The organism is Paracoccus sp. S-4012 (assembly GCF_009674885.1).
GTDB lineage: Bacteria > Pseudomonadota > Alphaproteobacteria > Rhodobacterales > Rhodobacteraceae > Paracoccus.
On sequence record NZ_WKKA01000001.1, the window covers coordinates 219,331 to 241,115 of the forward strand.

Annotated in this window: 21 protein-coding genes; 13 read left to right on the forward strand and 8 right to left on the reverse strand. The window is 71.2% G+C overall.

The genetic code is table 11. From position 1 onward, the window contains the following. The first annotated feature begins 69 nt into the window (after positions 1 to 69). Together sseA and GI374_RS01030 are read left to right on the forward strand one after the other, a co-directional pair. A complete protein-coding gene (gene sseA, locus GI374_RS01025) occupies positions 70 to 930 on the forward strand; it encodes a 3-mercaptopyruvate sulfurtransferase (protein WP_154335152.1) in 861 nt (286 codons plus the stop codon). Further along, on the forward strand, positions 930 to 2,108 hold the full coding sequence (locus tag GI374_RS01030; RefSeq protein ID WP_154335153.1) for an amino acid aminotransferase: 1,179 nt from the start codon (positions 930 to 932) through the stop codon (positions 2,106 to 2,108). The genes sseA and GI374_RS01030 overlap by 1 nt, the downstream gene beginning before the upstream one ends. Positions 2,109 to 2,188: 80 nt before the next feature. On the opposite strand, the gene metF is transcribed toward GI374_RS01030, so the two are convergent. Further along, positions 2,189 to 3,055 (reverse strand): methylenetetrahydrofolate reductase [NAD(P)H], encoded by an 867-nt coding sequence (metF, locus tag GI374_RS01035; protein WP_154335154.1) that lies wholly within the window; start codon positions 3,053 to 3,055, stop codon positions 2,189 to 2,191. A gap of 87 nt (positions 3,056 to 3,142) precedes the next feature. On the opposite strand from metF, the gene GI374_RS01040 reads away from it, so the two are divergent. Continuing rightward, complete coding sequence (locus tag GI374_RS01040; protein WP_154335155.1) at positions 3,143 to 4,045, forward strand: LysR family transcriptional regulator; 903 nt, start codon at positions 3,143 to 3,145, stop codon at positions 4,043 to 4,045. Here the strand turns inward: GI374_RS01040 and GI374_RS01045 are convergent, their stop codons facing one another. Further along, entirely contained in the window at positions 4,046 to 4,942 is an 897-nt protein-coding gene (locus GI374_RS01045; RefSeq protein ID WP_154335156.1) for a hypothetical protein, read from the reverse strand. It lies immediately after the preceding gene. 154 nt (positions 4,943 to 5,096) lie between these two features. Here GI374_RS01045 and GI374_RS01050 point away from each other — a divergent pair, with 154 nt between their 5' ends. Beyond that, a complete protein-coding gene (locus GI374_RS01050; protein ID WP_154335157.1) occupies positions 5,097 to 5,882 on the forward strand; it encodes an inositol monophosphatase family protein in 786 nt (261 codons plus the stop codon). Positions 5,883 to 5,937: 55 nt separating this feature from the next. After that, entirely contained in the window at positions 5,938 to 6,366 is a 429-nt protein-coding gene (locus GI374_RS01055) for a VOC family protein (protein ID WP_154335158.1), read from the forward strand. Here GI374_RS01055 and GI374_RS01060 read toward each other — a convergent pair. Beyond that, the gene (locus GI374_RS01060; RefSeq protein WP_154335159.1) at positions 6,356 to 6,751 is read right to left on the reverse strand and encodes a GFA family protein; all 396 of its coding nucleotides are present in this window, start codon (positions 6,749 to 6,751) and stop codon (positions 6,356 to 6,358) included. The two genes, GI374_RS01055 and GI374_RS01060, sit on opposite strands and share 11 nt — an antisense overlap. Beyond that, positions 6,748 to 7,467, reverse strand: a complete 720-nt coding sequence (locus GI374_RS01065) for a rhomboid family intramembrane serine protease (protein ID WP_154335160.1) — start codon at positions 7,465 to 7,467, stop codon at positions 6,748 to 6,750. Before GI374_RS01065 ends, GI374_RS01060 begins: the two co-directional genes overlap by 4 nt. Before the next feature lie 214 nt (positions 7,468 to 7,681). Here GI374_RS01065 and GI374_RS01070 point away from each other — a divergent pair, with 214 nt between their 5' ends. The 8 genes from GI374_RS01070 to recN all read left to right on the forward strand — a co-directional run bounded on the left by GI374_RS01070 (position 7,682) and on the right by recN (position 18,317). Next, entirely contained in the window at positions 7,682 to 9,013 is a 1,332-nt protein-coding gene (locus GI374_RS01070) for a 4-aminobutyrate--2-oxoglutarate transaminase (protein WP_195759798.1), read from the forward strand. A gap of 408 nt (positions 9,014 to 9,421) precedes the next feature. Further along, positions 9,422 to 10,339 carry a D-alanine--D-alanine ligase gene (locus GI374_RS01075; protein WP_154335161.1) on the forward strand — a complete coding sequence of 306 codons (918 nt, stop codon included), beginning with the start codon at positions 9,422 to 9,424 and terminating at the stop codon, positions 10,337 to 10,339. Continuing rightward, complete coding sequence (locus GI374_RS01080; protein WP_370515078.1) at positions 10,327 to 11,325, forward strand: cell division protein FtsQ/DivIB; 999 nt, start codon at positions 10,327 to 10,329, stop codon at positions 11,323 to 11,325. The genes GI374_RS01075 and GI374_RS01080 overlap by 13 nt, the downstream gene beginning before the upstream one ends. 13 nt (positions 11,326 to 11,338) lie before the next feature. After that, a complete protein-coding gene (gene ftsA, locus GI374_RS01085) occupies positions 11,339 to 12,673 on the forward strand; it encodes a cell division protein FtsA (RefSeq protein ID WP_370515079.1) in 1,335 nt (444 codons plus the stop codon). A 215-nt stretch (positions 12,674 to 12,888) separates the two neighbouring features. Further along, the gene (gene ftsZ, locus GI374_RS01090) at positions 12,889 to 14,514 is read left to right on the forward strand and encodes a cell division protein FtsZ (RefSeq protein WP_154335162.1); all 1,626 of its coding nucleotides are present in this window, start codon (positions 12,889 to 12,891) and stop codon (positions 14,512 to 14,514) included. 213 nt (positions 14,515 to 14,727) lie between these two features. Then, entirely contained in the window at positions 14,728 to 15,684 is a 957-nt protein-coding gene (gene lpxC / locus GI374_RS01095) for a UDP-3-O-acyl-N-acetylglucosamine deacetylase (protein WP_154335163.1), read from the forward strand. 125 nt (positions 15,685 to 15,809) lie between these two features. After that, positions 15,810 to 16,661 (forward strand): outer membrane protein assembly factor BamD, encoded by an 852-nt coding sequence (locus GI374_RS01100; RefSeq protein WP_154335164.1) that lies wholly within the window; start codon positions 15,810 to 15,812, stop codon positions 16,659 to 16,661. 12 nt (positions 16,662 to 16,673) lie between these two features. Continuing rightward, positions 16,674 to 18,317 (forward strand): DNA repair protein RecN, encoded by a 1,644-nt coding sequence (gene recN / locus GI374_RS01105; RefSeq protein WP_154335165.1) that lies wholly within the window; start codon positions 16,674 to 16,676, stop codon positions 18,315 to 18,317. A gap of 3 nt (positions 18,318 to 18,320) precedes the next feature. Here recN and GI374_RS01110 read toward each other — a convergent pair whose 3' ends face one another. From GI374_RS01110 to GI374_RS01125, 4 genes are all read right to left on the reverse strand, one after another. Beyond that, entirely contained in the window at positions 18,321 to 18,623 is a 303-nt protein-coding gene (locus GI374_RS01110) for a hypothetical protein (protein ID WP_154335166.1), read from the reverse strand. Positions 18,624 to 18,689: 66 nt separating this feature from the next. Continuing rightward, positions 18,690 to 19,565 carry a 3-hydroxyisobutyrate dehydrogenase gene (mmsB, locus tag GI374_RS01115; protein WP_154335167.1) on the reverse strand — a complete coding sequence of 292 codons (876 nt, stop codon included), beginning with the start codon at positions 19,563 to 19,565 and terminating at the stop codon, positions 18,690 to 18,692. Then, complete coding sequence (locus GI374_RS01120; protein ID WP_154335168.1) at positions 19,562 to 20,578, reverse strand: enoyl-CoA hydratase/isomerase family protein; 1,017 nt, start codon at positions 20,576 to 20,578, stop codon at positions 19,562 to 19,564. The genes mmsB and GI374_RS01120 overlap by 4 nt, the downstream gene beginning before the upstream one ends. Further along, the gene (locus GI374_RS01125) at positions 20,578 to 21,738 is read right to left on the reverse strand and encodes an acyl-CoA dehydrogenase family protein (RefSeq protein ID WP_154335169.1); all 1,161 of its coding nucleotides are present in this window, start codon (positions 21,736 to 21,738) and stop codon (positions 20,578 to 20,580) included. Before GI374_RS01125 ends, GI374_RS01120 begins: the two co-directional genes overlap by 1 nt. Positions 21,739 to 21,785: the final 47 nt, after the last annotated feature.

Consider the following 21,785-nt stretch of genomic DNA (forward strand, 5'->3'; position numbering starts at 1 on the left):
GGCATTGCCGCTGCCTGCCCGCGCCAGTAAAGCGAGGGCAGGCGCGGGGCAAGGCGAGAGGCAAGAGGAATGGCGGGCACGGACGATCCGACGGTGCTGGTCTCGACCGGCTGGCTGGCCGCGCATCTGAACGATCCCGACCTGCGGGTGATCGACGCGAGCTGGTATCTGCCCGGCGAAGGCCGCGACCCTCGCGCCGAATATGAAGCCGCGCATATCCCCGGCGCCCGCTTCTTCGATATCGACGCCATCGCCGACACCCGCTCGGACCTGCCGCATATGGCGCCGCCGCCGGAGATGTTCGTCAGCCGCATGCGCGCGATGGGCGTCGGCGACGGGCATCAGGTCGTGGTCTATGACGGCAGCGGGATCTTCAGCGCGGCGCGGGTCTGGTGGACCTTCCGGCTGATGGGCAAGACCGATGTCGCGGTGCTCGACGGCGGCTTTCCGAAATGGCAGGCCGAGGGCCGCCCGGTGGAGGACATGCCGCCGATCCTGCGCGACCGGCACATGACGGCCTCGCGGCAGGCGGGCCTCGTGCGCGACGTGACGCAGGTTGCCGCGGCCTCGAAGCTGGGCGGGCCGACGATCGTGGACGCCCGCCCCGCCGCCCGCTTCCGCGGCGAGGCGCCGGAGCCGCGGCCCGGCCTGCGTTCGGGCCATATCCCCGGCGCGCGCAACCTGCCCTTCACCGAGTTGCTGAACGAGGACGGCACGATGAAGGCGCCGGAGGTCCTGCGCGCCGCCTTCGAGGGTGCCGGAGTAGACCTCTCGCGGCCTGTGATCACAACCTGCGGCTCCGGCGTTAGCGCGGCGGTCCTCGCCCTTGCGCTCGAACGGCTGGGCCACCGCGACTGGTCGCTCTATGACGGCTCATGGGCCGAATGGGGCAGCTTCCCCGACCTCAGGATCGCCACCGGAGACGCATGATGCTGGGCAATCTCAAGCCGCAACAGCCTGACAAGATCCTCGCCCTGATGGGCGAGTTCCGCGCCGATACGCGGCAGGGCAAGATCGACCTCGGCGTCGGGGTCTACAAGGACGCGAGCGGCAACACGCCGATCATGCGCGCGGTAAAGGCGGCCGAGCAGCGGATGCTCGAGACCGAGACGACCAAGTCCTACACCGCGCTGCCGGGCGAGCCCGCCTTCCGCGATGCGATGGCGGCGATGATCCTCGGCGAGCCGCCCGCGGACCGGCTGGCGAGCCTCGCGACTGTCGGCGGCACCGGCGCGATCCGGCAGGGGCTGGAACTGGCGCGGATGGCCTCGCCGGGGCTGACGGTCTGGTATTCCGACCCGACCTGGCCCAACCACCTGTCGATCCTCGACTTCATGGGCATTCCGAAGCGCGCCTACCGCTATTTCGACGCCGAGACGCGGGGCGTCGATTTCGAGGGCATGGCCGCCGATCTGGCGCAGGCCCAACCCGGCGACGTGGTGCTGCTGCACGGCTGCTGCCACAACCCGACCGGGGCGAACCTGACCGCGACGCAGTGGGAGGAGGTCGCCGGCCTGCTGGAGCGGACCGGCGCGCTACCACTGATCGACCTCGCTTATCAGGGTTTTGGCGATGGGCTCGACCAGGACGCCGAGGGCACCCGCCTGATCGCCGCGCGTCTGCCCGAGACGCTGATCGCGGCGTCCTGCAGCAAGAACTTCGGCATCTACCGCGAGCGGACCGGCGTGCTGCTGGCGCTGAGCTACCCTGCCGCGCGCGATCTGACACAGGGGGCGATGGCGTTTCTCAACCGCCAGACCTACAGCTTCCCGCCCGACCACGGCGCGCGGATCGTCAGCACGATCCTCGGCGATGCGGAGCTTGCGGCGGACTGGAAGGCGGAACTGGAGGAGGTTCGCAACCACATGCTGGCCCTGCGGTCGCAGCTAGCGGGCGAACTGCGCGACCTGACCGGCAGCAACCGCTTCGACTTCATCGAAGAGCACCGCGGCATGTTCTCGCGCCTCGGGGCCACGCCCGAACAGGTCGAGGCGATCAAGCGCGATGCGGCGATCTATATCGTGGGCGATTCGCGCATCAACATAGCGGGGTTGAACCGGGACACGGTGCCGATCCTCGCGCGGGCCATCGTCGAGGCGGGGGTGTAGGGTAGGGTGCGTTCGAAGAACGCACCCTACGCGGCATGATCCGAGGCTGGGGTAGGGTGCGTGGTCCCCACGCACCGTCCTCACGCCACCGCTTCCAGCCTCGGCGCCGCCAGAATCCCGAGGGCCGCACATACGTCCCGCGTCATTTCCGGCCGGTTCAGCGTGTAGAAATGCAGGTCTTCCACGCCGCCCTCGATCAGCGCATCGCAGAGTTCGGCGCAGATCGCGGTCGCCAGAAGCTGCTCGCGCCCGTCGCGGCGGGCGGTGGCGAAGGCCTCGTCCAGACCGGCGGGAACCGCGGTGCCGCAGCGTGCGGCGAAGCGTTTGGCGCCCTCCCATGACTGGATCGGAAGGATACCGGGGATGATCGGCGCAGTGATTCCGGCATCGGCGCAGGCGTCGCGGAAGCGGAAGAAGGTGTCTGCCTCGAAGAAGAACTGCGTGATCGCGCTTGAAGCCCCGGCGTCGATCTTGCGCTTGAGCCAGGCGACATCGGCGGCGGTGTCGGCCGAATCGGGATGCGGCTCGGGATAGGCGCCGACGCGGACCTGCATGTCGCCGCGCGCCGCGATCGCCTCGATCAGCTCGACCGAGGAGGCGAAGCCATCCGCGTGCGGGGTGAAGCGGTCGGTCCCTTGCGGCGCGTCGCCGCGCAGGGCCACGATCTCGCGCACGCCGGCTTTCGCGTAGCCGTCAACGATCGCCATCGTCTCCTCGCGGCTGGCCTCGACGCAGGTCAGATGCGCGGCCACGCTGACCCAGTAATGACTGCCGATGGTCGTCACCGCCTCATGCGTCAGCTGCCGCGTGGTGCCGCCGGCGCCGTAGGTGACGGAGACGAAGGCGGGGTCGAGCGGCGCCAGTTCGCGCACCGTCTCCCAGAGGCGGAAAGAGGCGTCGAGCGACCGAGGGGGGAAGAACTCGAAGCTGAGGCGGGGGCGGGACATGACGGGACTCCGTGATTTCTGCGCTTGTGACACGGCAGCCAGCGTGAGACAAACTCATCCTCCGCAAGATCGTCTTGAAACCGGCTCATGCATCTCGACCTCCGCCACCTCCGCACCATCGCCGCGATCCACCGCCACGGCGGCCTCGCCCGCGCGGCCGAGGCGCTGAACCTGACGCAATCGGCGCTGAGCCATCAGCTGAAGGGGCTGGAGGGGCAGGCCGGGGTGGAACTGGTCGTGCGCCGCGGCAAGCCGCTGCGGCTGACCGCGGCCGGGCTGCGGCTGCTGCGGACGGCCGAGCAGGTGCTGCCGCTGATCGAGGCCGCGCAGGACGAGTTCCGCGCCGTCGAGGCCGGCAGCGCCGGGCGGCTGCATGTGGCGATGGAATGCCACGCCTGCTTCGACTGGCTGCTGCCTGTGATGGACCGCTTCCGCCGGGCCTGGCCCGCGGTCGATATCGACATCCGCGCCAGCCTCGCCTTTCAGGCCCTGCCCGCGCTGATCCGCGAGACGGCCGACCTCGTGGTGACCTCCGACCCCGAGCCGCTGGACGGCATCATCTACCAGCCGCTGTTCGACTACGCGCCCCTGCTGGCGGTCCCCGCCTCGCACCCGCTGGCCGAGCGCGGCTGGGTCGCGCCCGAGGACCTCGCCGGCGAGACGCTCATCACCTATCCGATGGACCGCGCGCGCCTCGACGTGTTCTCGCATTTCCTGACGCCTGCGAGGGTCGAACCCGCGTCGGTGCGCGAGGTCGAGCAGTCGGCCGTGGCGCTGATGCTGGTCGCGTCGGGCCGGGGCGTCACGGTGCTGCCCGACTGGGTGCTGCGCCGCGAGGCCGCGAACCCGGAACTGGCCTTCCTGCGCCTCGGGCCCGGCGGTGTGCTGCGGCGGGTGCTGGCGGCGGTGCGCGAGGGCGACCTCGGCCTGCCGTTCATGGGCCATTTCCTGCGCCTCGCGCGGACCGAGCCGATCCGGTTGTTGCGCTGATCACTCCGGCGCAAGGCGATAGGCGATAACCTCGCCCGCCGCCGTGACCGGGACCAGCAGCAAATCTCCCGCCGTCCCGAGATCGGCCGCCGTGCGTGCGGTCTCGGCCAGCGTCGTCAGCTCATCGCCGCTGAGCGCCAGGATGCGCCCGGTCTGGAAATCGTCATAGATCACCCGCTGGCCCAGCCGGGCGATTCCGTCCACGCTGCCGCTCGCCTCGGTGCCGGGAACCGGCGCGACCTTGCCGCTGGCCAGATCAAGCCGCCACAGCCCACCGGGGCTTGCGACCGACAGATCGTCGGCCAGCCCTTCACCGAAGGAGCCCACGAGGAGGTTGCCGTCATCGACAAGGAGGCCGTTCGGCAGGGAAAGCCCGCCCTCCGGCAGCACCTGATCCACCGCCTCGCCCTGAATCCGATAGATGCTGCCGGCGAGCATGTCGCTGACATAGACCGTGCCCTCGGCATCGGCGGCCACGTCGTTCAGAAGCTGCGCCCCCGGCACGGGGATCGGCCCGACCTGCTCTCCGGTGGCCATGTCGATGCGGTGCAGCCTGTCGGGATCGGCGACATGGAGGGTGCCGTCGACCACCGCCATCCCCTTCGGATCGACGAGGCCCGTCACCCAGTCGGCCTCGATCATCGCGCCTTCGGGCGACACCAGGCTGAGCCTGCCATCCGCCTCCGGGCCGAATGCGCCCATCTGCGAGACGACGATCTGCCCGGTCGCCGGGTCGAACATGGCGGATTCGGGGGCGTTGAAGCCGCCGAGCCGCCAGACCTCGGTGAGCGCCTGAGCCTGCGCCGCCGCTGCGGGAAGCAGGACGCCGAGGAGGCAGACCGCGGCGGCCTTGGCGGAGGAGCGGCCGGATTGCGGCCGGACAGCGGGGGCGCTCATGGGCGGGCCCTTTCCTAGTTCGACGTCACGCGCGAAACGGGGTGCTGCCCGCGATCCTATCACTTCCCCCCGGCTGCTGCTATTCCGGCGTCCCCCCTTCCCTTCGGCGGACGGCGCAAGTAATCCGCCGGCTTCCCAGACCGGAGGCCCACCGATGCCGAGCGCCAATCTCAACGTGATGATCAAGGCCGCCCGCAAGGCGGCGCGCGGGCTCGTGAAGGACTTCCGCGAGGTCGAGAACCTGCAGGTCTCGGTCAAGGGCGCGGGCGATTTCGTGACCCGCGCCGACCGCGAGGCCGAGCGGGTGATCAAGGAGGAACTCCGCGGCGCGCGGCCGAACTACGGCTGGCTGGGCGAGGAGACCGGGGCGGAGCCCGGCGAGGACCCGACCCGGCGCTGGATCGTGGACCCGCTCGACGGCACCACCAACTTCCTGCACGGGATGCCGCATTGGGGCATCAGCATCGCCCTCGAACACAAGGGCGAGATCGTCGCGGGCGTGATCTTCGACCCGGTGAAGGACGAGCTTTTCTGGGCCGAGAAGGGCGAGGGCGGCTGGATGAACGACACCCGCCTGCGCGTCAGCGGAAGGCGCAAGATGGCCGAGGCGGTGTTCGCCACGGGCGTGCCTTGGGGCGGCAGCCGCGAGCTGCCGGCGCTGCTGCGCGACCTCGCCCGCGTCTCGCCGCAGACCGCGGGCATCCGCCGCTGGGGTTCGGCGGCGCTGGACCTCGCCTATGTCGCCGCGGGCCGCTTCGACGGCTACTGGGAGCGGGGCGTCCATGCCCATGACGTCGCCGCCGGGATCATCCTCGTGCGCGAGGCCGGGGGCTTCGTCGAAGGCCTCACGCCGGGCGAGAGCCCGCTGGAGTCGGGCGGGATCGTCTGCGCCAACACGCAGCTCTTCGGAACGCTGGCAGAGACGCTGCGGGAAGCCTGACGCAGGAACCCCCCGGACCGGCCGGCGTTGCGGGCGGGTCCAGCTGGGGGAAGCCATGGAAGCGCAGGAACTGCATCGCGGCCGCCTGATCGACCACATCCAGCTCATCGTGCGCGATCTTGCCGCAAGCCGCCGCTTCTACGAGGCGGTGCTGGGCGCGCTCGGGGTGCCCATCGGCGGCACCGAGGCGGATTACTTCTGGGCCGACGAACTCTTCGTCTCGACCGCCGACAGCGCGGCGGCAGCGGGACAACTGACGGGCCGCCACCACCTCGCCTTTCAGGCTCGCGACCGGGAGATGGTCGAGGCGTTCCACAAGGCCGGGCTGGCGGCGGGCGGCATCGACAACGGCCCGCCGGGCGAGCGGCCCTATCATCCCGGCTACTATGCCGCGTTCCTGCTCGATCCCGACGGCAACAACATCGAGGCCGTGTTCCACGGCGAGGCGCAGCGCAGCGCACCCTCGGTGAAGATCACGTTCTGATGCCTCGGTCGGACGGGTGGTTCACCCCGTCCGCCCACGGCACCGGATCGAGGTCGCGCGGGTTCACCCCCTCGAGCGCGCCCGCGTTGACGCCGTATTCGGTCGGGTTCGACCGACGGCGGTGGTGGGTGTAGATGCCGCAACGCGAGCAGAACCAGTGCTGCGCGGTCATGGTGCCGAACTGGTAGAGGCTCAGCACCTCCGCGCCCCGCACGATCTCGACGCCATCCAGCGGCGCGCTCACCGTCATCGCGCCCCGCCTGCGGCAGAAGGAGCAGTCGCAGCGGCGCGCGCCCCTCAGCCCGTTCTTCAGCGTCACGGCCAGCTCGACCGCGCCGCAATGGCAGGTCAGGCGATGGCGCGGGCCGACCTCCGGCAGGCTCATCGCCGCACCACCGGCACCCGGCTCTCGTGGAAGGTCGGCGGATGCGGCGGATGCCCTCGGGTGCGGTCCCAGAAGGCCCGCCCGCCGCGGCGCAGGAACAGCGGCACCGCAAACACCACCCCGGCCACGAAGCCGCCCGTATGGGCCCAGTAGGCGATGCCGCCCTCCGGCCCTGCGGTCCAGCCGCCGAGGATCTGCAGCGCGAACCAGGCCACCAGCACCACCCAGGCGCGGATCGTGAACCGCTTGATGATGATGATGACGATCGCGATCACGTCCACGCGGGCGCGCGGGAACATCAGCAGGTAGCCCCCCATCACTCCGGCAATGGCGCCCGAGGCGCCGACCATCGGGATCGGGCTCCACGGATCCATTGCGATCTGCGCGGCGGCGGCGGCGAGGCCGCAGGCGAGGTAGAAGACGAGGAAGCCGACAGGCCCCATCTGCTCCTCGAGGTTGTCGCCGAAAATCCACAAAAACAGCATGTTGCCGCCGATATGCAGCAGCCCGGCATGCAGGAACATGTGGCTGACGAGGCCCCAGAGGTGACTGCCGTGCAGCACCGCGACCGGGTAGAGCGCCAGCTCCGTCCACAGCCGCTCCATCCCGCCGAGCCAGGGCGTCGTGAGCAAAAACATCAGCAGGTTCAGCGCGATGAGCGTGATCGTGACGTATGGCGTGCCCTCGGAGGGGTTGTGGTCGCGGATCGGGAACATCAGCGCCGCGGGGCGAGGTCGGGCGGCACCGGCGCGCTGCCCCCGGCCCTTAGGACGGCGGCCGCGAGCGCGCGGTTGGGACGGACGGGCATGGCGGGCCTCCACGGGTCGCCGGAACCCTGTCGCAGCGGGCGCGGGCAGGCAAGAGCCGCCGCACTGGAACGGTGCCGGCGGCGCGGCTAGAAGGGGCCAACCCCAGGGAGGAGCGCCGAAGATGGCCGACACGCAGATGACCGACCGCAAGAACGCCGCCATCTCGCGCGGCGTCGGCATGACCACGCAGATCTACGCCGAGCGGGCCGAGAACGCCGAGATCTGGGACCGCGACGGCAAGCGCTGGATCGACTTCGCCGCCGGGATCGCCGTGGTGAACACCGGCCACCGCCACCCGAAGGTGATGGCGGCGGTGAAGGCGCAGCTCGACCGCTTCACCCATACCTGCCACCAGGTCGTGCCCTACGAGAGCTACGTGGCGCTGGCCGAGCGGCTGAACCGGCTCGTGCCCGGCGACTTCGAGAAGAAGACCATCTTCGCCACCACCGGCGCCGAGGCGGTCGAGAACGCGGTCAAGGTCGCGCGCCACTACACCGGCCGCCCCGGCGTCGTCGCCTTCACCGGCGCCTTCCACGGCCGCACCTTCATGGGCATGACGCTGACCGGCAAGGTGCAGCCGTACAAGGCGGGCTTCGGCGCCATGATGCCGGACGTCTGGCACCTGCCATTCCCGAACGACCTGCTGGGCGTGAGCCAGGAGGACGCGACGCGGGCGCTCGACAAGCTCTTCAAGGCCGACATTGACCCGAAGCGCGTGGCGGCGATCATCGTCGAGCCGGTGCAGGGCGAGGGCGGCTTCTACGAGGTCCCGGCCGGCTTCATGCGGAAGGTGCGCGAGATCTGCGACGAGCACGGCATGCTGCTGATCGCCGACGAGGTGCAGACCGGCTTCGCGCGGACCGGCAAGCTCTTCGCGATGGAGCATCACGGCGTCGCGGCGGACATCACCTGCATGGCCAAGGGCCTCGGCGGCGGGTTGCCGATCAGCGCCGTGACCGGCCGGGCCGAGGTGATGGACAGCCCCGATCCGGGCGGCTTGGGCGGCACCTACAACGGCAACCCGCTGGGGGTCGCAGCGGCGCATGCGGTGCTCGACGTGATCGAGGAGGAAGGCCTGAACGAGCGCGCCGTCCGCCTCGGCCAGCGGCTGAAGCAGCGCCTCGCGGGGCTGCGCGACGAGGTGCCGGAGATCGTGGACATCCGCGGCCCCGGCTTCATGAACGCGGTGGAGTTCAACGTGGCGGGCAGCGACAGGCCCAACCCCGAGATGACCAACCGCGTCCGCGAGGAGGCGCTGAAGCGCGGGCTGATCCTGCTGACCTGCGGGGTCTATGGCAACGTGATCCGGTTCCTGGCGCCGCTGACGATCCCGGATGACGTGTTCGACGAGGCGCTCGGGATTCTCGAGGAGTCGGTGAAGGCGGCGCGCGGCGGTGGCTCGGGCGACGCGGCGAAGGACGGGAATGTGGGGGCGGGGATGCAGGAGGCGTGAGCGGCGCGAGGGTGGCGGTGCGTTCGTAGAACGCACACTGCTTCATTTTCCGCCGTAGGCTGCGCGGTTCCCACGCACCCGCCATCCTCCCGCGTCCGCAAGCGGGACCCTGTGCCCATTTGCGCGCAACCTCAGCCACGGGACGACCGATCCGCCCCGCGGATCGGTCAGCGTCCGCCCTCCCCACGGCGGACGCTTTGCGTCCACCAGGGCGAACGCTGACCTTTGTCTCGATACGCTCGCGACGAGCGTGTTTTCCGTCGCCACTTCCCTCTTCCCGCTTCCCCCGCGCGCGCCCTTCCGCTACGCTCCCTCCATCGGCGCGCGTGACGGCGGATCAACCGCAGCGTGCAGCGCCGCAGAACAACCCCGCGGCAAAGCGGGGGCGAAAGGCAGAACGTGGCGGGCATGTCGAGCAGGGCAGCCCAGACCGTCGCCGTCCTGATGGGCGGACCCTCGGCCGAGCGCGAGGTGTCGCTCTCGTCGGGACGTGAATGCGCGACCGCGCTGCGGCGGGCGGGGTATCAGGTGGTGGAGGTCGCGCTTGCGGCCGACGCGGGCGCGAGCCTGCCGGCGCGGCTGGCCGAGGCCCGGCCCGACGTCGTGTTCAACGCATTGCACGGCCGCTGGGGCGAGGACGGCTGCGTCCAGGGCCTGCTGGAGTGGCTCGGCTACCGCTACACCCATTCCGGCGTGCTCGCCTCGGCCCTCGCCATGGACAAGACCCGCGCCAAGGAGGTCTTCCGCGCCGCCGGTCTGCCGGTGGTCGAGAGCCGCCTTGCCTGCGCGGCCGAGGTCGCCGCCCGCCACGTGCTGACGCCGCCCTATGTGGTCAAGCCGAACGCCGAGGGCAGCAGCGTCGGCGTCCATATCGTGCGCGAGAACGGCAACGGCTTCGCGCCCGTGACCGCGGGCGTCTGGATGGTCGAGGCCTATGCGCCGGGGCGCGAGCTGACCACCTCGGTCCTCGGCGACCGGGCGCTCGGCGTGACCGACATCATCACCGACGGCTGGTACGACTACGACGCCAAATACGCGCCCGGCGGATCGCGCCATGTCATCCCGGCCGAGATCCCGGCCGAGATCGACGCCCTCTGCCGCGACTACGCCGTGCGCGCCCATGAGGCGCTTGGCTGCCGCGGGCTGACGCGCACCGATTTCCGCTGGGACGAATCGAAGGGCGCCGAGGGGCTGATCCTCCTCGAGACCAACACCCAGCCCGGCATGACGCCGACCTCGCTCTCGCCCGAGCAGGCGGCGGCGGCGGGGCTCGATTTCCCGGCGCTCTGCGCGTGGATCGTGGAGGACGCGCTGTGCAGGGACTGACGCCCCGGTTCTTCGACGGCGACGGGTCCGCCCGGCCCGCGCCCATCCGCGCCGGCGCCCGTCCCGCCCCGCGCCCTCCGCGCCGCGACCCGGCGCCCTCGCGGCTGGCTTACCGGCTGCATCGCATGTGGCTCACGCCGCTCTACCGCCGGCTGCTGCGCGTCGGCCTGCCCGCCTTCATCATCGCGATGGTCGCCGGCCTCTGGCTCAGCGATCCCGACCGCCGCGCCAGCCTCACCGCGCAGGTGGATGGCGTGATCGAGCAGGTGCAGACCCGCGACGCCTTCATGGTCAAGGCGATGCGCATCGACGGCGCCTCCGACACGGTGGACCGCGCCATGCGGGCCATGCTGCCGGTGACGCTGCCCGCCTCGAGCTTCGATCTCGACCTCGACATGCTACGGGCGCGGGTGCTGCGGCTCGATGCCGTCAAGAGCGTCGAGTTGCGGATCATGCCGGATGGTGTCCTCTCGGCCGTGGTGGTCGAGCGCGAGCCGGCGGCCCTCTGGCGCCACGCGCAGGGGATCGAACTGATCGACGAGACCGGCCACCGCGTGAACTCGGTCGAGAGCCGCGAGGCGCGGCCCGACCTGCCGATGCTGGCGGGCGCAGGGGCGGACGCCGCCGCCGCCGAAGCCATGGCGCTGATAGACGCCGCCGGGCCGATCCTGCCGCGGCTGCGCGGGCTCGAACGGATGGGCGAGCGTCGCTGGGACGTGGCGCTCGACCGCGGGCAGCGGATCATGCTGCCGGCGGAGGGCGCGCTCGCCGCCCTCGAACGCGCGCTCGCCATGCACCGCGACACTGGCCTGCTCGACCGCGACGTGGCGGCGCTCGACCTGCGCGATCCGCAGCGGACCGCGATCCGCCTCGGGCTGGATGCCCAGAACGCCATCCGCGGCGCGCGGGGCGAGGGGCTGCTGGGACCTGACGGCCAGCCGCTGCCGGAAGACACAAACACGACCGGCAAGAAGCCGGCGGCATGAGGAGGGGCGAGGGGTGAGCGACTTGTATCAGGTCCAGCGGTCCATGCGGGCGATGCGCCGCGCGGCGCTGCAGCGCGGGCTGATCGCGGTGCTGGACATCGGCACCTCCAAGATCGCCTGCCTCGTGCTGCGCTTCGACGGCCCCGGCCAGTTCCGCGCCACCGACGGGGTCGGGCCGATGGCCGGGCAGTCGAACTTCCGCGTCATCGGCGCCGCGACCACGCGCTCGCGCGGGGTGCGCTTCGGCGAGATCGAGACCGTCTCCGAGACCGAGCGTGCGATCCGCACCGCCGTTCAGGCGGCGCAGAAGCTCGCCGGCGAGCGGGTGGACCATGTGATCGCCTGTTTCTCGGGCGGGCGGCCGTCCTCCTACGGCCTCGCGGGCGAGATCGCGCTGCCTGCGGGCCGGGTGGCCGAGCAGGACGTGGCCCGCGTGCTGGCCGCCTGCGACGCGCCCGACTTCGGCCGCTCGCGCGAGGTGCTGCATGCGCAGCCGGTGAACTTCGCCGTGGACCACCGCTCGGGCCTCGCGGATCCGCGCGACCTGATGGGCAACCGGATGGCGGTGGACATGCACGTCCTGACGGCGGACGGGTTGTCGCTCGGGGCGCTCGCGCAATGCATCCGGCGCTGCGACCTCGAACTCGCGGGCGTCGCGTCCTCGGCCTATGTCAGCGGACTCGCCTCGCTCGTCGAGGACGAGCAGGAGCTGGGAGCGGCCTGCATCGACCTCGGCGGCGGGGCGACGGGCGTCTCGGTCTTCATCAAGAAGCACATGATCTTCGCCGATGCCGTGCGCCTCGGCGGCAACCAGATCACCTCCGACATCGCCCAGGGACTGCGCGTCAGCCAGGCGGTGGCCGAGCGGCTCAAGACCCTCAACGGCGGCATCGAGGCGACGGGACGCGACGACCGCGAGATGATCGAGCTCGGCGGCGAGACCGGCGACTGGGAGACCGACCGCCGCACCGTCAGCCGCGCCGACCTGATCGGCATCATGCGCCCGCGGGTCGAGGAGATTCTCGAGCGGGTGGCCGAGGTGCTGCATGCGGCCGGATTCGAGCACATGCCCAGCCAGCAGATCGTGCTGACCGGCGGCGGCGCCCAGATTCCGGGCCTCGACGGACTCGCGGCGCGGATGCTGGGGCCGAATGTGCGGATCGGGCGGCCGCTGCGGATCCAGGGCCTCGCGCATCAGCTGACCGACCCTTGCTTCGCCTCGGCCGTGGGCCTCGCCCTCTTCGCGGCGCATCCGCAGGACGAATGGTGGGACTTCGAGATGCCCGCGGACCGCTATCCGGCGCGCAGCCTCAAGCGGGCCTATCGCTGGTTCCGAAACAACTGGTGAACGGCGGAACGGCCGCCGCCACCACAATTCGGCGAATCGGCAAGATGCCGCCGATTCTACTGAGTCTATCCACACGATTTTGTGGACAGTCTGTGGTTTTCGGGTGACGCGAGGCGTCCTCCGGGGGTAAGCTGGGAATGAACCGGGGGACGGGTTCGGACCGGCGTCGAGCGGTAATCGGGCGGAAAGCCCGGCGGAACAAGGGATACGGGCGAATGGCACTCAACCTCATGATGACGGAAGACGATGAGCTGCGGCCGCGGATCACGGTCTTCGGCGTCGGCGGCGCGGGCGGCAACGCGGTCAACAACATGATCGACCAGCAGCTCGAAGGGGTGGAGTTCGTCGTGGCGAACACCGACGCCCAGGCGCTCGCCCAGTCGCGGGCCCGCTCGCGCATCCAGATCGGCCCCAAGAAGACCGAGGGCCTCGGCGCGGGCGCCAACCCGGCCATCGGCGCCGCCGCGGCCGAGGAGACGATCGAGGACATCGTCGATCACCTGATGGGCGCGCATATGTGCTTCATCACCGCCGGCATGGGCGGCGGCACCGGCACCGGCGCCGCGCCGATCATCGCCCAGGCCGCGCGCGAGATGGGCATCCTGACCGTCGGCGTCGTGACCAAACCCTTCCAGTTCGAGGGCGTGAAGCGCATGCGCCAGGCCGATGCGGGCATCGAGGCGCTGCAGAAGGTCGTGGACACGCTGATCGTTATCCCGAACCAGAACCTGTTCCGGCTCGCCAACGAGAAGACCACCTTCACCGACGCCTTCGCCATGGCCGACGACGTGCTGCACCAGGGCGTCAAGGGCGTGACCGACCTGATGGTCCGTCCGGGCCTCATCAACCTCGACTTTGCCGACGTGCGCGCGGTGATGGACGAGATGGGCAAGGCGATGATGGGCGCGGGCGAGGCCACGGGCGAGAACCGCGCGGTGCAGGCGGCAGAGAAGGCGATCGCCAACCCGCTGCTGGACGAGATCAGCCTCCACGGCGCCAAGGGCGTCCTCATCAACATCACCGCCGGCTACGACCTCACGCTGTTCGAGCTGGACGAGGCCGCCAACATCATCCGCGAGAAGGTGGATGCCGACGCCAACATCATCGTCGGCTCGACGCTGGACGAGACCATGGAAGGCGCGCTGCGGGTCTCGGTCGTGGCGACCGGCATCGACGCCGAGCCGGCCGCGGCGGAGGTGCCCCATCCCCGCCGCAGCATGAGCGCGCCGCTGACACAGAACCCCTCGGTCACGCAGAAGGAGCAGCCCGCGCCGGCCGCCCGTCCGGCCGTGGCCGAGGAGGACGACCTGCCGGTGCCGCCGCGCCGTGTCGCGCCGACCGCCGACCCGCGCGTCCTGGCCGCGAGCCGCGCGCATGAGGACGAGGGCATGCCCGAGCCGGCCTATCGCCCCGCGCCCGAGCAGCGGCAGGACCTGCGCCCGGCGACCGCCCGCCTCGGCGACGATGCGGCGAGCTTCACCGCCCCCGCGCGTCCCGCCGGCCAGCCCGCGCCGCAGATGCTCGACCGGGTATCGAACGCGGTGAACCGCGCCGCCGCGCGCGCGCCTTCCTTTGATCCCCGCGGTCAGCGCGCGCCGGAGCAGGCGCCGCAGGCCGCGCCCGCCGCGGGCCGTATGGGGGGCCTCGCCCGGATGCTCGAGCGGATGTCGGGCCATGCCGAAGGCGGGGCGAAGCCGTCCTCCGCGACGCTCGCCGATCGCATCAGCGAGCGCGTCGCGCATCGCCGCTCGACTCAGGACGAGTTCGACGGAATTGACGAGCCGGCGCGCGACGACGATCCGGTCGAGATCCCGGCTTTCCTGCGCCGCCAGGCGAACTGAGCCGTCACCAGGCCGTCACGTTTCCGGCAACACCGTCCCCGAGGCCTCCCCCAAGGCGGCCTCATTTGTTGCCTGCAGCGCAGCTTCCCGCGCCAAACTGTTTCATCCGTTCATAATTTGTTAATTGAGACATGCCGCACGAAGACTAGATGACAGTCATCCAGACCGGACCCGCGAGAGGTCGGGCCGAATGACTCGGGCAGGACAGTGGCGATGCAGGCGACAATCAGACAGGACGCGGCGTTCCTCGGGGTGGGCCTCCACACCGGGGCGCCTGCGCGGCTGGTGATCCGGCCTGCCACGGCCGGACACGGCATCATCTTCCGCCGCACCGACCTTCGCGGCCGGCCGCGCATCCCCGCGCTCTGGCACCAGGTCTCGCCCTCGCGCCTCAGCACGCTGCTGGAAGGCGAGGGCGGGGTCACGGTCTCGACCATCGAGCATGTGATGGCGGCGCTTGCCGGGACCGGGATCGTCAACGCCCTGATCGACCTGCACGGGCCGGAAGTGCCGATCCTCGACGGCTCGGCGGCGCCCTTCGTGGACGGCATCCTCGCCGCCGGCATCGTGCCGCAGAACGCCCCGGCGCGGGCGATCCGGGTGCGAGAGCGGGTCGAGGTGCGCGAGGGGCTGGCCTGGGCCGCGCTCGCGCCGGGCGACCACCTTGAGATCGAGTTCGAGATCGACTTCCCCGACGCCGCGATCGGCAGGCAGCGCAAGCGACTCGACATCACGCAGGCGAGCTTCGTGCGCGAACTGGCCGACAGCCGCACCTTCTGCCGGCTCGAGGACGTGGCGGCGATGCAGGCGGCCGGGCTGGCGCGCGGCGGTTCTTACCTGAACGCCGTGGTGATCGACGGCACGGAGGTGCTGACGCCCGGCGGGCTGCGCCACCCGGACGAGGCGGTGCGCCACAAGATGCTGGACGCGCTTGGCGACCTCGCGCTTGCCGGGGCGCCGCTGCTGGCGCGCTTCAGCACCAGCCGTGGCGGCCATGCGCTGACCAACCGGCTGCTGCGGGCTCTCTTCGCGGACGAGACCGCCTGGGAACTGGTCGAGGGCACGGGCGACCTCGACGCGCGGCTGCCCGGACAGGGCCTCGCGCTGCCTCCGGCGGCGCGGCAGCCTGCCGCCGGGCCCGCCGCAACGCTGCGCTCGGCCGCGGGCTGACCCGGCTGCGGCCGCGGGCGATTGCCATTTTGCGCGCCCCAGATATCTATGCTAGCAGGTTCGGACCGTGCGCGACGGGGCCCCTGCAGGCCACGCGCGGCGATGCAGGGGACAGGCGGAACGGCATGGCGGGATTCGCATCAAGGGCAACCCTCGCGGCGCTCGCCGTCACCGTGCTGCTGGCCGGCTGCGGAGAGCGTGGGGGCGGCCCCTCGGGCACCCGCCACTCGCTCGAGAACTTCGACGCCGCGGCAATCTACCAGCGCGGCGAATACGAGCTGGAGAACAACGACCGCCCGCGCGAGGCGGTCTACTACTTCTCCGAGGTCGAGCGGCTCTACCCCTATTCCGAATGGGCCAGGCGCGCGCTGATCATGCAGGCCTTCAGCTATCACCGCGCCGGCAACTACGAGGACGCGCGCGGCGCCGCGCAGCGCTTCATCGACGCCTATCCCGGCGACGAGGACGAGGCCTATGCGAAATACCTCCTCGCGCTCAGCTTCTACGACCAGATCGACGATGTCGGCCGCGACCAGGGCCTGACCTTCCAGGCGCTGCAGGGGCTGCGCGAGGTGATCGAGCTCTATCCCGACAGCGAATATGCGCGCTCGGCGATCCTGAAGTTCGACCTCGCCTTCGACCATCTCGCCGCGAAGGAGATGGAGATCGGCCGCTACTACCTGCGCGGCGGCCACTACACCGCCGCCATCAACCGCTTCCGCGTCGTGGTGGAGGAGTTCCAGACCACCACCCACACCCCCGAGGCGCTGATGCGGCTGGTCGAGAGCTATCTCGCCCTCGGTCTCACCGACGAGGCGCAGACCGCGGGCGCGATCCTCGGCCACAACTTCCAGTCCTCGCCCTTCTACCAGGACGCCTATGCGACCCTGCGCGGCCGCAATCTGGCGCCGGAAGCGCGCGGCGACAGCTGGCTGACCAACGTCTACCGCCAGGTGATAGAGGGCCGCTGGCTCTGAGGGGAGGCCGCGATGCTGCGGCATCTCGACATCCGCGACATGCTGCTGATCGAGCGGCAGGAGCTGGAGTTCGGCCCCGGCCTCAACGTGCTGACCGGCGAGACCGGGGCGGGAAAGTCGATCCTGCTCGACGCGCTCGGCTTCGTCCTCGGCTGGCGCGGGCGGGCGGATGTGGTGCGGCAGGGCGCGGCGCAGGGCGAGGTGACGGCGGTGTTCGCGCTGCCGCCGGGTCATCCGGCGCACGGGATCCTGGCCGAGGCGGGGCTGGCGGCCGAGGACGAGCTGGTCCTGCGCCGCACCGCCACGCCCGAGGGCCGCAAGACCGCCTATGTGAACGACCGCCGCAGCTCGGCCGAGATGCTGCGCGCGCTCGGCGAGAGCCTCGTGGAGTTGCACGGTCAGCACGACGACCGGGGCCTGCTGAACCCGCGCGGGCACCGGGCGCTGCTCGACGCCTTCGCGGGGCTGGATACCGCTCCGGTGCGCGCCGCCTGGGCAGCCCGACGCGATGCCGTTGCCGGGCTGGCGGCGGCGGCGGAGGCGCTTGCGAGCGCGAAGGCCGAGGAGGAGTTCCTGCGTCATGCGGTGGCGGAGCTCGACCGTCTCGCCCCGCAGCCGGGCGAGGATGCGGAACTCGACACCCGCCGGAGGGGCATGCAGGCGGCGGCGCGCTTCCGCGAGGATGTGGTGCGGGCGCTGAACGCGCTTGGCTCTCAGGGGGCGGAGGGGGCGATGATTGACGCATCCCGCTGGCTCGAGGACGCGGCCGAAGGGGTGGAAGGCGCCCTCGAGGACCCGCTCGCGGCGCTCGGGCGGGCGCTGATCGAGCTGGGCGAGGCGACGAGCGGGATCGAAGCGGCGCTGCGGGCGATGGACTTCGCGCCGGAGGAACTGGAAGCGGCGGAGGAGCGGCTGTTCGCCATCCGCGCCCTCGCCCGCAAGCACGACACGCTGCCGGATGATCTCGCGGTGCTGGCCGATGACCTGCGCGGGCGGCTGGAACGACTGGAGGCGGGGGAGGGCGAGGTTGCGCGGCTTGGCGAGGCGCTCGCGGCAGCCGAATCCGGTTACGAGCGCGCAGCCGATGCCGCCACGAAGGCGCGGAAAGCGGCGGCGCTTCGGCTCGACGCCGCGATGGCGCAGGAGCTTGCGCCGCTGAAGCTGGAACGCGCCCGCTTCGAGACCCTCGTGGAGCCGGGCGAGCCCGGCCCCGACGGCCGCGACGCGGTGCAGTTCGTCGTCGCCACCAACCCCGGCGCCCCGGCCGGGCCGATCGACCGCATCGCGTCGGGGGGCGAGCTCTCCCGTTTCCTGCTGGCGCTGAAGGTCTGCCTCGCGCACGGGTCCGAGCCGGTGACGATGATCTTCGACGAGATCGACCGTGGCGTCGGCGGCGCGACCGCGGATGCCGTGGGCCGCCGCCTCGCCCGGATCGCCGAGGACGCGCAGGTTCTGGTCGTGACGCATGCGCCGCAGGTCGCTGCGCGCGGAGCCGACCATTTCCTCGTCGCGAAGTCGGCCTCCGACGAGACGACGCGGACGGTGGTGACGCCGCTGGCCGAGGCCGAGCGCGTGGACGAGATCGCGCGGATGCTGGCGGGGGAGACCGTCACGGCCGAGGCACGCGCGGCGGCCGAGGCGCTGCTCAGGGGCTGAGGTTCAATCGACCGGATGCACCTGCCGCCGGATGACCGAGCGCACCATCATCGTCGCCGGGTCAAGCCGCACGAGCGAGTCCGAGACGATCGCATAGCGCCCGTGCACCGGCTGCGGCCCGAGACCGTAGAGGCCCGGCCGCTCGATCAGGTGCGTCTCGGCCGCCGGCGCAATCGCGCCCACCGCGATCGGCCGCGGAACGAGAGGCCGGGCGACCTGCTCCGGCTCGGAGCCGGCGAGCGTGGATGCGAGGGCCGCGAGTGCGATGGCAAGGGCTCCGGCGGCGATCAGGTGAGTATTCTGCATCTTCTCGGGTCCGGGCGTGTCAGCCAATAGAACCCGCCCGGTCGCGGATCGGTTGCCCTGCCGGGTTCACGAATCCCGGCGCCGGGCCGAAAAACGCGGCAGCATGGCCGAAAAGTCACGCCCCCGCCCGCCTTCCTGCTCGACGAAGGCGGCGTAGAGCCGCATCGCAAGCTCGCCCATCGGCGTGTCGGCATCGACCGCCTCGGCCGCCTGCTGCGACAGGCGCAGGTCCTTGAGCATCAGGTCGGCGGCGAAGCCGGGGCGGTAGTCGTTGTCGGCCGGGCTCCTGGGGCCGACGCCGGGGGCGGGGCAGTAGGTGTTCATCGACCAGCTCGACCCCGAGGAGGTCGAGACCACGTCGAACATCTTCTGCCGGTCCAGACCCAGCTTGTCGGCGAGGGCGAAGGCCTCGCAGGTGGCGATCATGGTCGCGCCGAGGATCATGTTGTTGCAGATCTTGGCCGACTGCCCGGCCCCCGCCTCGCCGCAATGGACGGCCTTCTGGCCCATGATCTCGAACAGCGGCCGCACCTTCTCGAACGCCGCGTCACCGCCGCCGACCATGAAGGTCAGCGTCCCGGCCGCCGCCCCGCCGACGCCGCCCGAGACCGGCGCGTCGAGCGCGCCGAGGCCCGCCGCCTCGGCCTGCGAGGCGACCGCGCGTGCGCTCTCGACATCCACGGTCGAGCAGTCGCAGAGGACCGCGCCTTCGGCCATCGCCGGGATCGCCTGGAGGGCGACCGAGCGCAGGATCTCGCCGTTCGGCAGCATGGTTAGGACCACCTCCGCGCCCTCGACCGCCTCCTCGGCACTGGCGGCACGCGCGACGCCCTCGGGCGGCTCGGCCGAGGGGTCAAAGCCGCGGACCTCGTGGCCCGCCCCGGCCAGGTTGGCGGCCATCGGCCCGCCCATGTTGCCCAGACCGATGAATCCGATCCTCATCCCCGACCCTCCGTGTCATCCCAGGGCAGCTCGTCGGCGCCGAGCGGCGCCAGCATCGCCTCGACCTTCGCGCGATCGGCGGGGGCCGACCACACGGGCTTTCTGTCCTTGTCGATCAGCTGCGCGCGGACGCCTTCCATGAAGTCGCCCTCCTCGGTCGCGCGCCAGGTGAAGCGATGCTCGCGGCTCAGGCTCTGCTCGATCCGCCGGTCGCCGCGGGCGGCGCGCACCATCTTGAGCGTCGCCGCCATGCTCAGCGGCGAGTTGCTGCGCATCACCTTCAGCGTCTCCTCGTCGCCCGCCGCCTCGAGCGCCGCCATGATCTCCGGCACCGTCGCCTGCCCGAAGGCCGAGAGGTCGCGCCGTTCCAGCGGCGCATCGAGGCCGGGGCCCTGCGGGACGACGGACGCGTCGCCGGTCTCGGCCAGCCGGTCGATGATCTCCGGCCAGTCGGCTTCCGGCAGCCAGCGGTCGGCGAAGCCCGCATGGATCGCGTCGCCCGGACCCATCCGCGCGCCGGTGAGGCCCAGGTATTCCCCGATCCGCCCCGGCGCGCGGGACAGCAGCCAGGTGCCGCCCACGTCGGGGATCAGGCCGATTCCGCTCTCCGGCATGGCGATCTGCGTGCTGTCGCCCACGATGCGGAGCCGCGCGTTGCCGCCGACGCCGACCCCGCCGCCCATGACGAAGCCCTGCATGAAGGCGACGACCGGCTTGCGGTAGTTCGCGACGGCCGCGTTCATGCGGTATTCGTCGGCGAAGAAGCGGCGGCCGACCGCGTGGTCGCCCGCCTTCGCCGCCCGCCACAGCGCCGCGATGTCGCCGCCGGCGCAGAAGGCGCGCTCGCCCTCGGCGTCGATGACGACGAGGCGCACTTCCGGGTCGTTGCGCCACGCGTTCAGCGCCGCCTCGATCGCCAAGGCCATGTCATGCGTCAGCGCGTTGAGCGCCTGCGGCCGCGTGAAGGTGATCCGGCCCGCCCGGCGGTCCTTCCTGATCGCAAGGTCGTCCATCAGCCGCGTGTCCCCCGGTCGCGTTCCGTCAGCAGCGCGCGGCTGACGATCATCCGCATGATCTCGTTGGTGCCCTCGAGGATCTGGTGCACGCGCAGGTCGCGGACGATCTTCTCGATCCCGTAATCGGCGAGGTAGCCGTAGCCGCCATGCAGTTGCAGGCACTGGTTGGCGACCTCGAAGGCGGCATCCGTGACCTGCAGCTTCGCCATGGCACAGAACTTCGAGGCGTCGGGCGCGCCCTGATCCAGCTTCCACGCCGCCTGCCGCAGGAAGATGCGCGAGCATTGCAGCGCCGTCTCCATCTCGGCCAGCCGAAACTGCAGCGCCTGGAACTGGTCGAGGCTCTGCCCGAAGGCCCGCCGCTCGCCCATATAGGCCAGCGTCGCGTCGAGCGCCGCCTGCGCCCCGCCGAGCGCGCCGGCCGAGATGTTCAGCCGACCCCCGTCGAGGCCCGCCATCGCATAGGCAAAACCGCGCCCTCCCTCGCCGAGCAGGTTCCCGGCCGGGATACGGCAGTCGTCGAACTGGACCTCGGCGGTCGGCTGCGCGCGCCAGCCCATCTTGTCCTCGAGCGCGCCGAAGCTGAGGCCCGGGGCGCCCGCCTCCACCACCACCGCGCTGATGCCCTTCGGCCCGTCGCCGCCGGTGCGGACCATGGTGAGATAGGCGTCTGAATAGCCCCCGCCGGAGATGAAGGCCTTGGTGCCGTTGAGGGTCCAGCCCTCGTTGGTGCGCTCGGCCCGCGTCCTCAGCGCCGCGGCGTCCGAGCCGCTGCCGGGCTCGGTCAGGCAGTAGGAGAACACCTTTCGCAAACTGGTGAGGTCCGGCAGCCACCGCGCCTTGTCCTCGTCCGAGCCATAGCGGTCGATCATGCCGCCGCACATGTTGTGGATCGACAGGAACGAGCCGACCGCCGGATCGGCCATCGCGAGCGCTTCGAAGACCAGCGTGGCGTCGAGCCGCGTGAGGCCCGCGCCGCCGTAGTCCTCCGAGACGTAGATGCCGCCGAGTCCAAGCTCCGCGACCTTGCCCCACAGCGCCTTCGGGATCGTCCCCGCCGCCTCCCATTCGCGCGAGAAGGGCGCGATATGCTCGGCCCCGAAGTCGCGGGCCATGTCGAAGATGGCCTGCTGCTCCTCGCTCAAGCCGAAATCCATGCTGCCTCCCACGGCTGACGACGACGGCTACCGTTCAACTGTTGCAG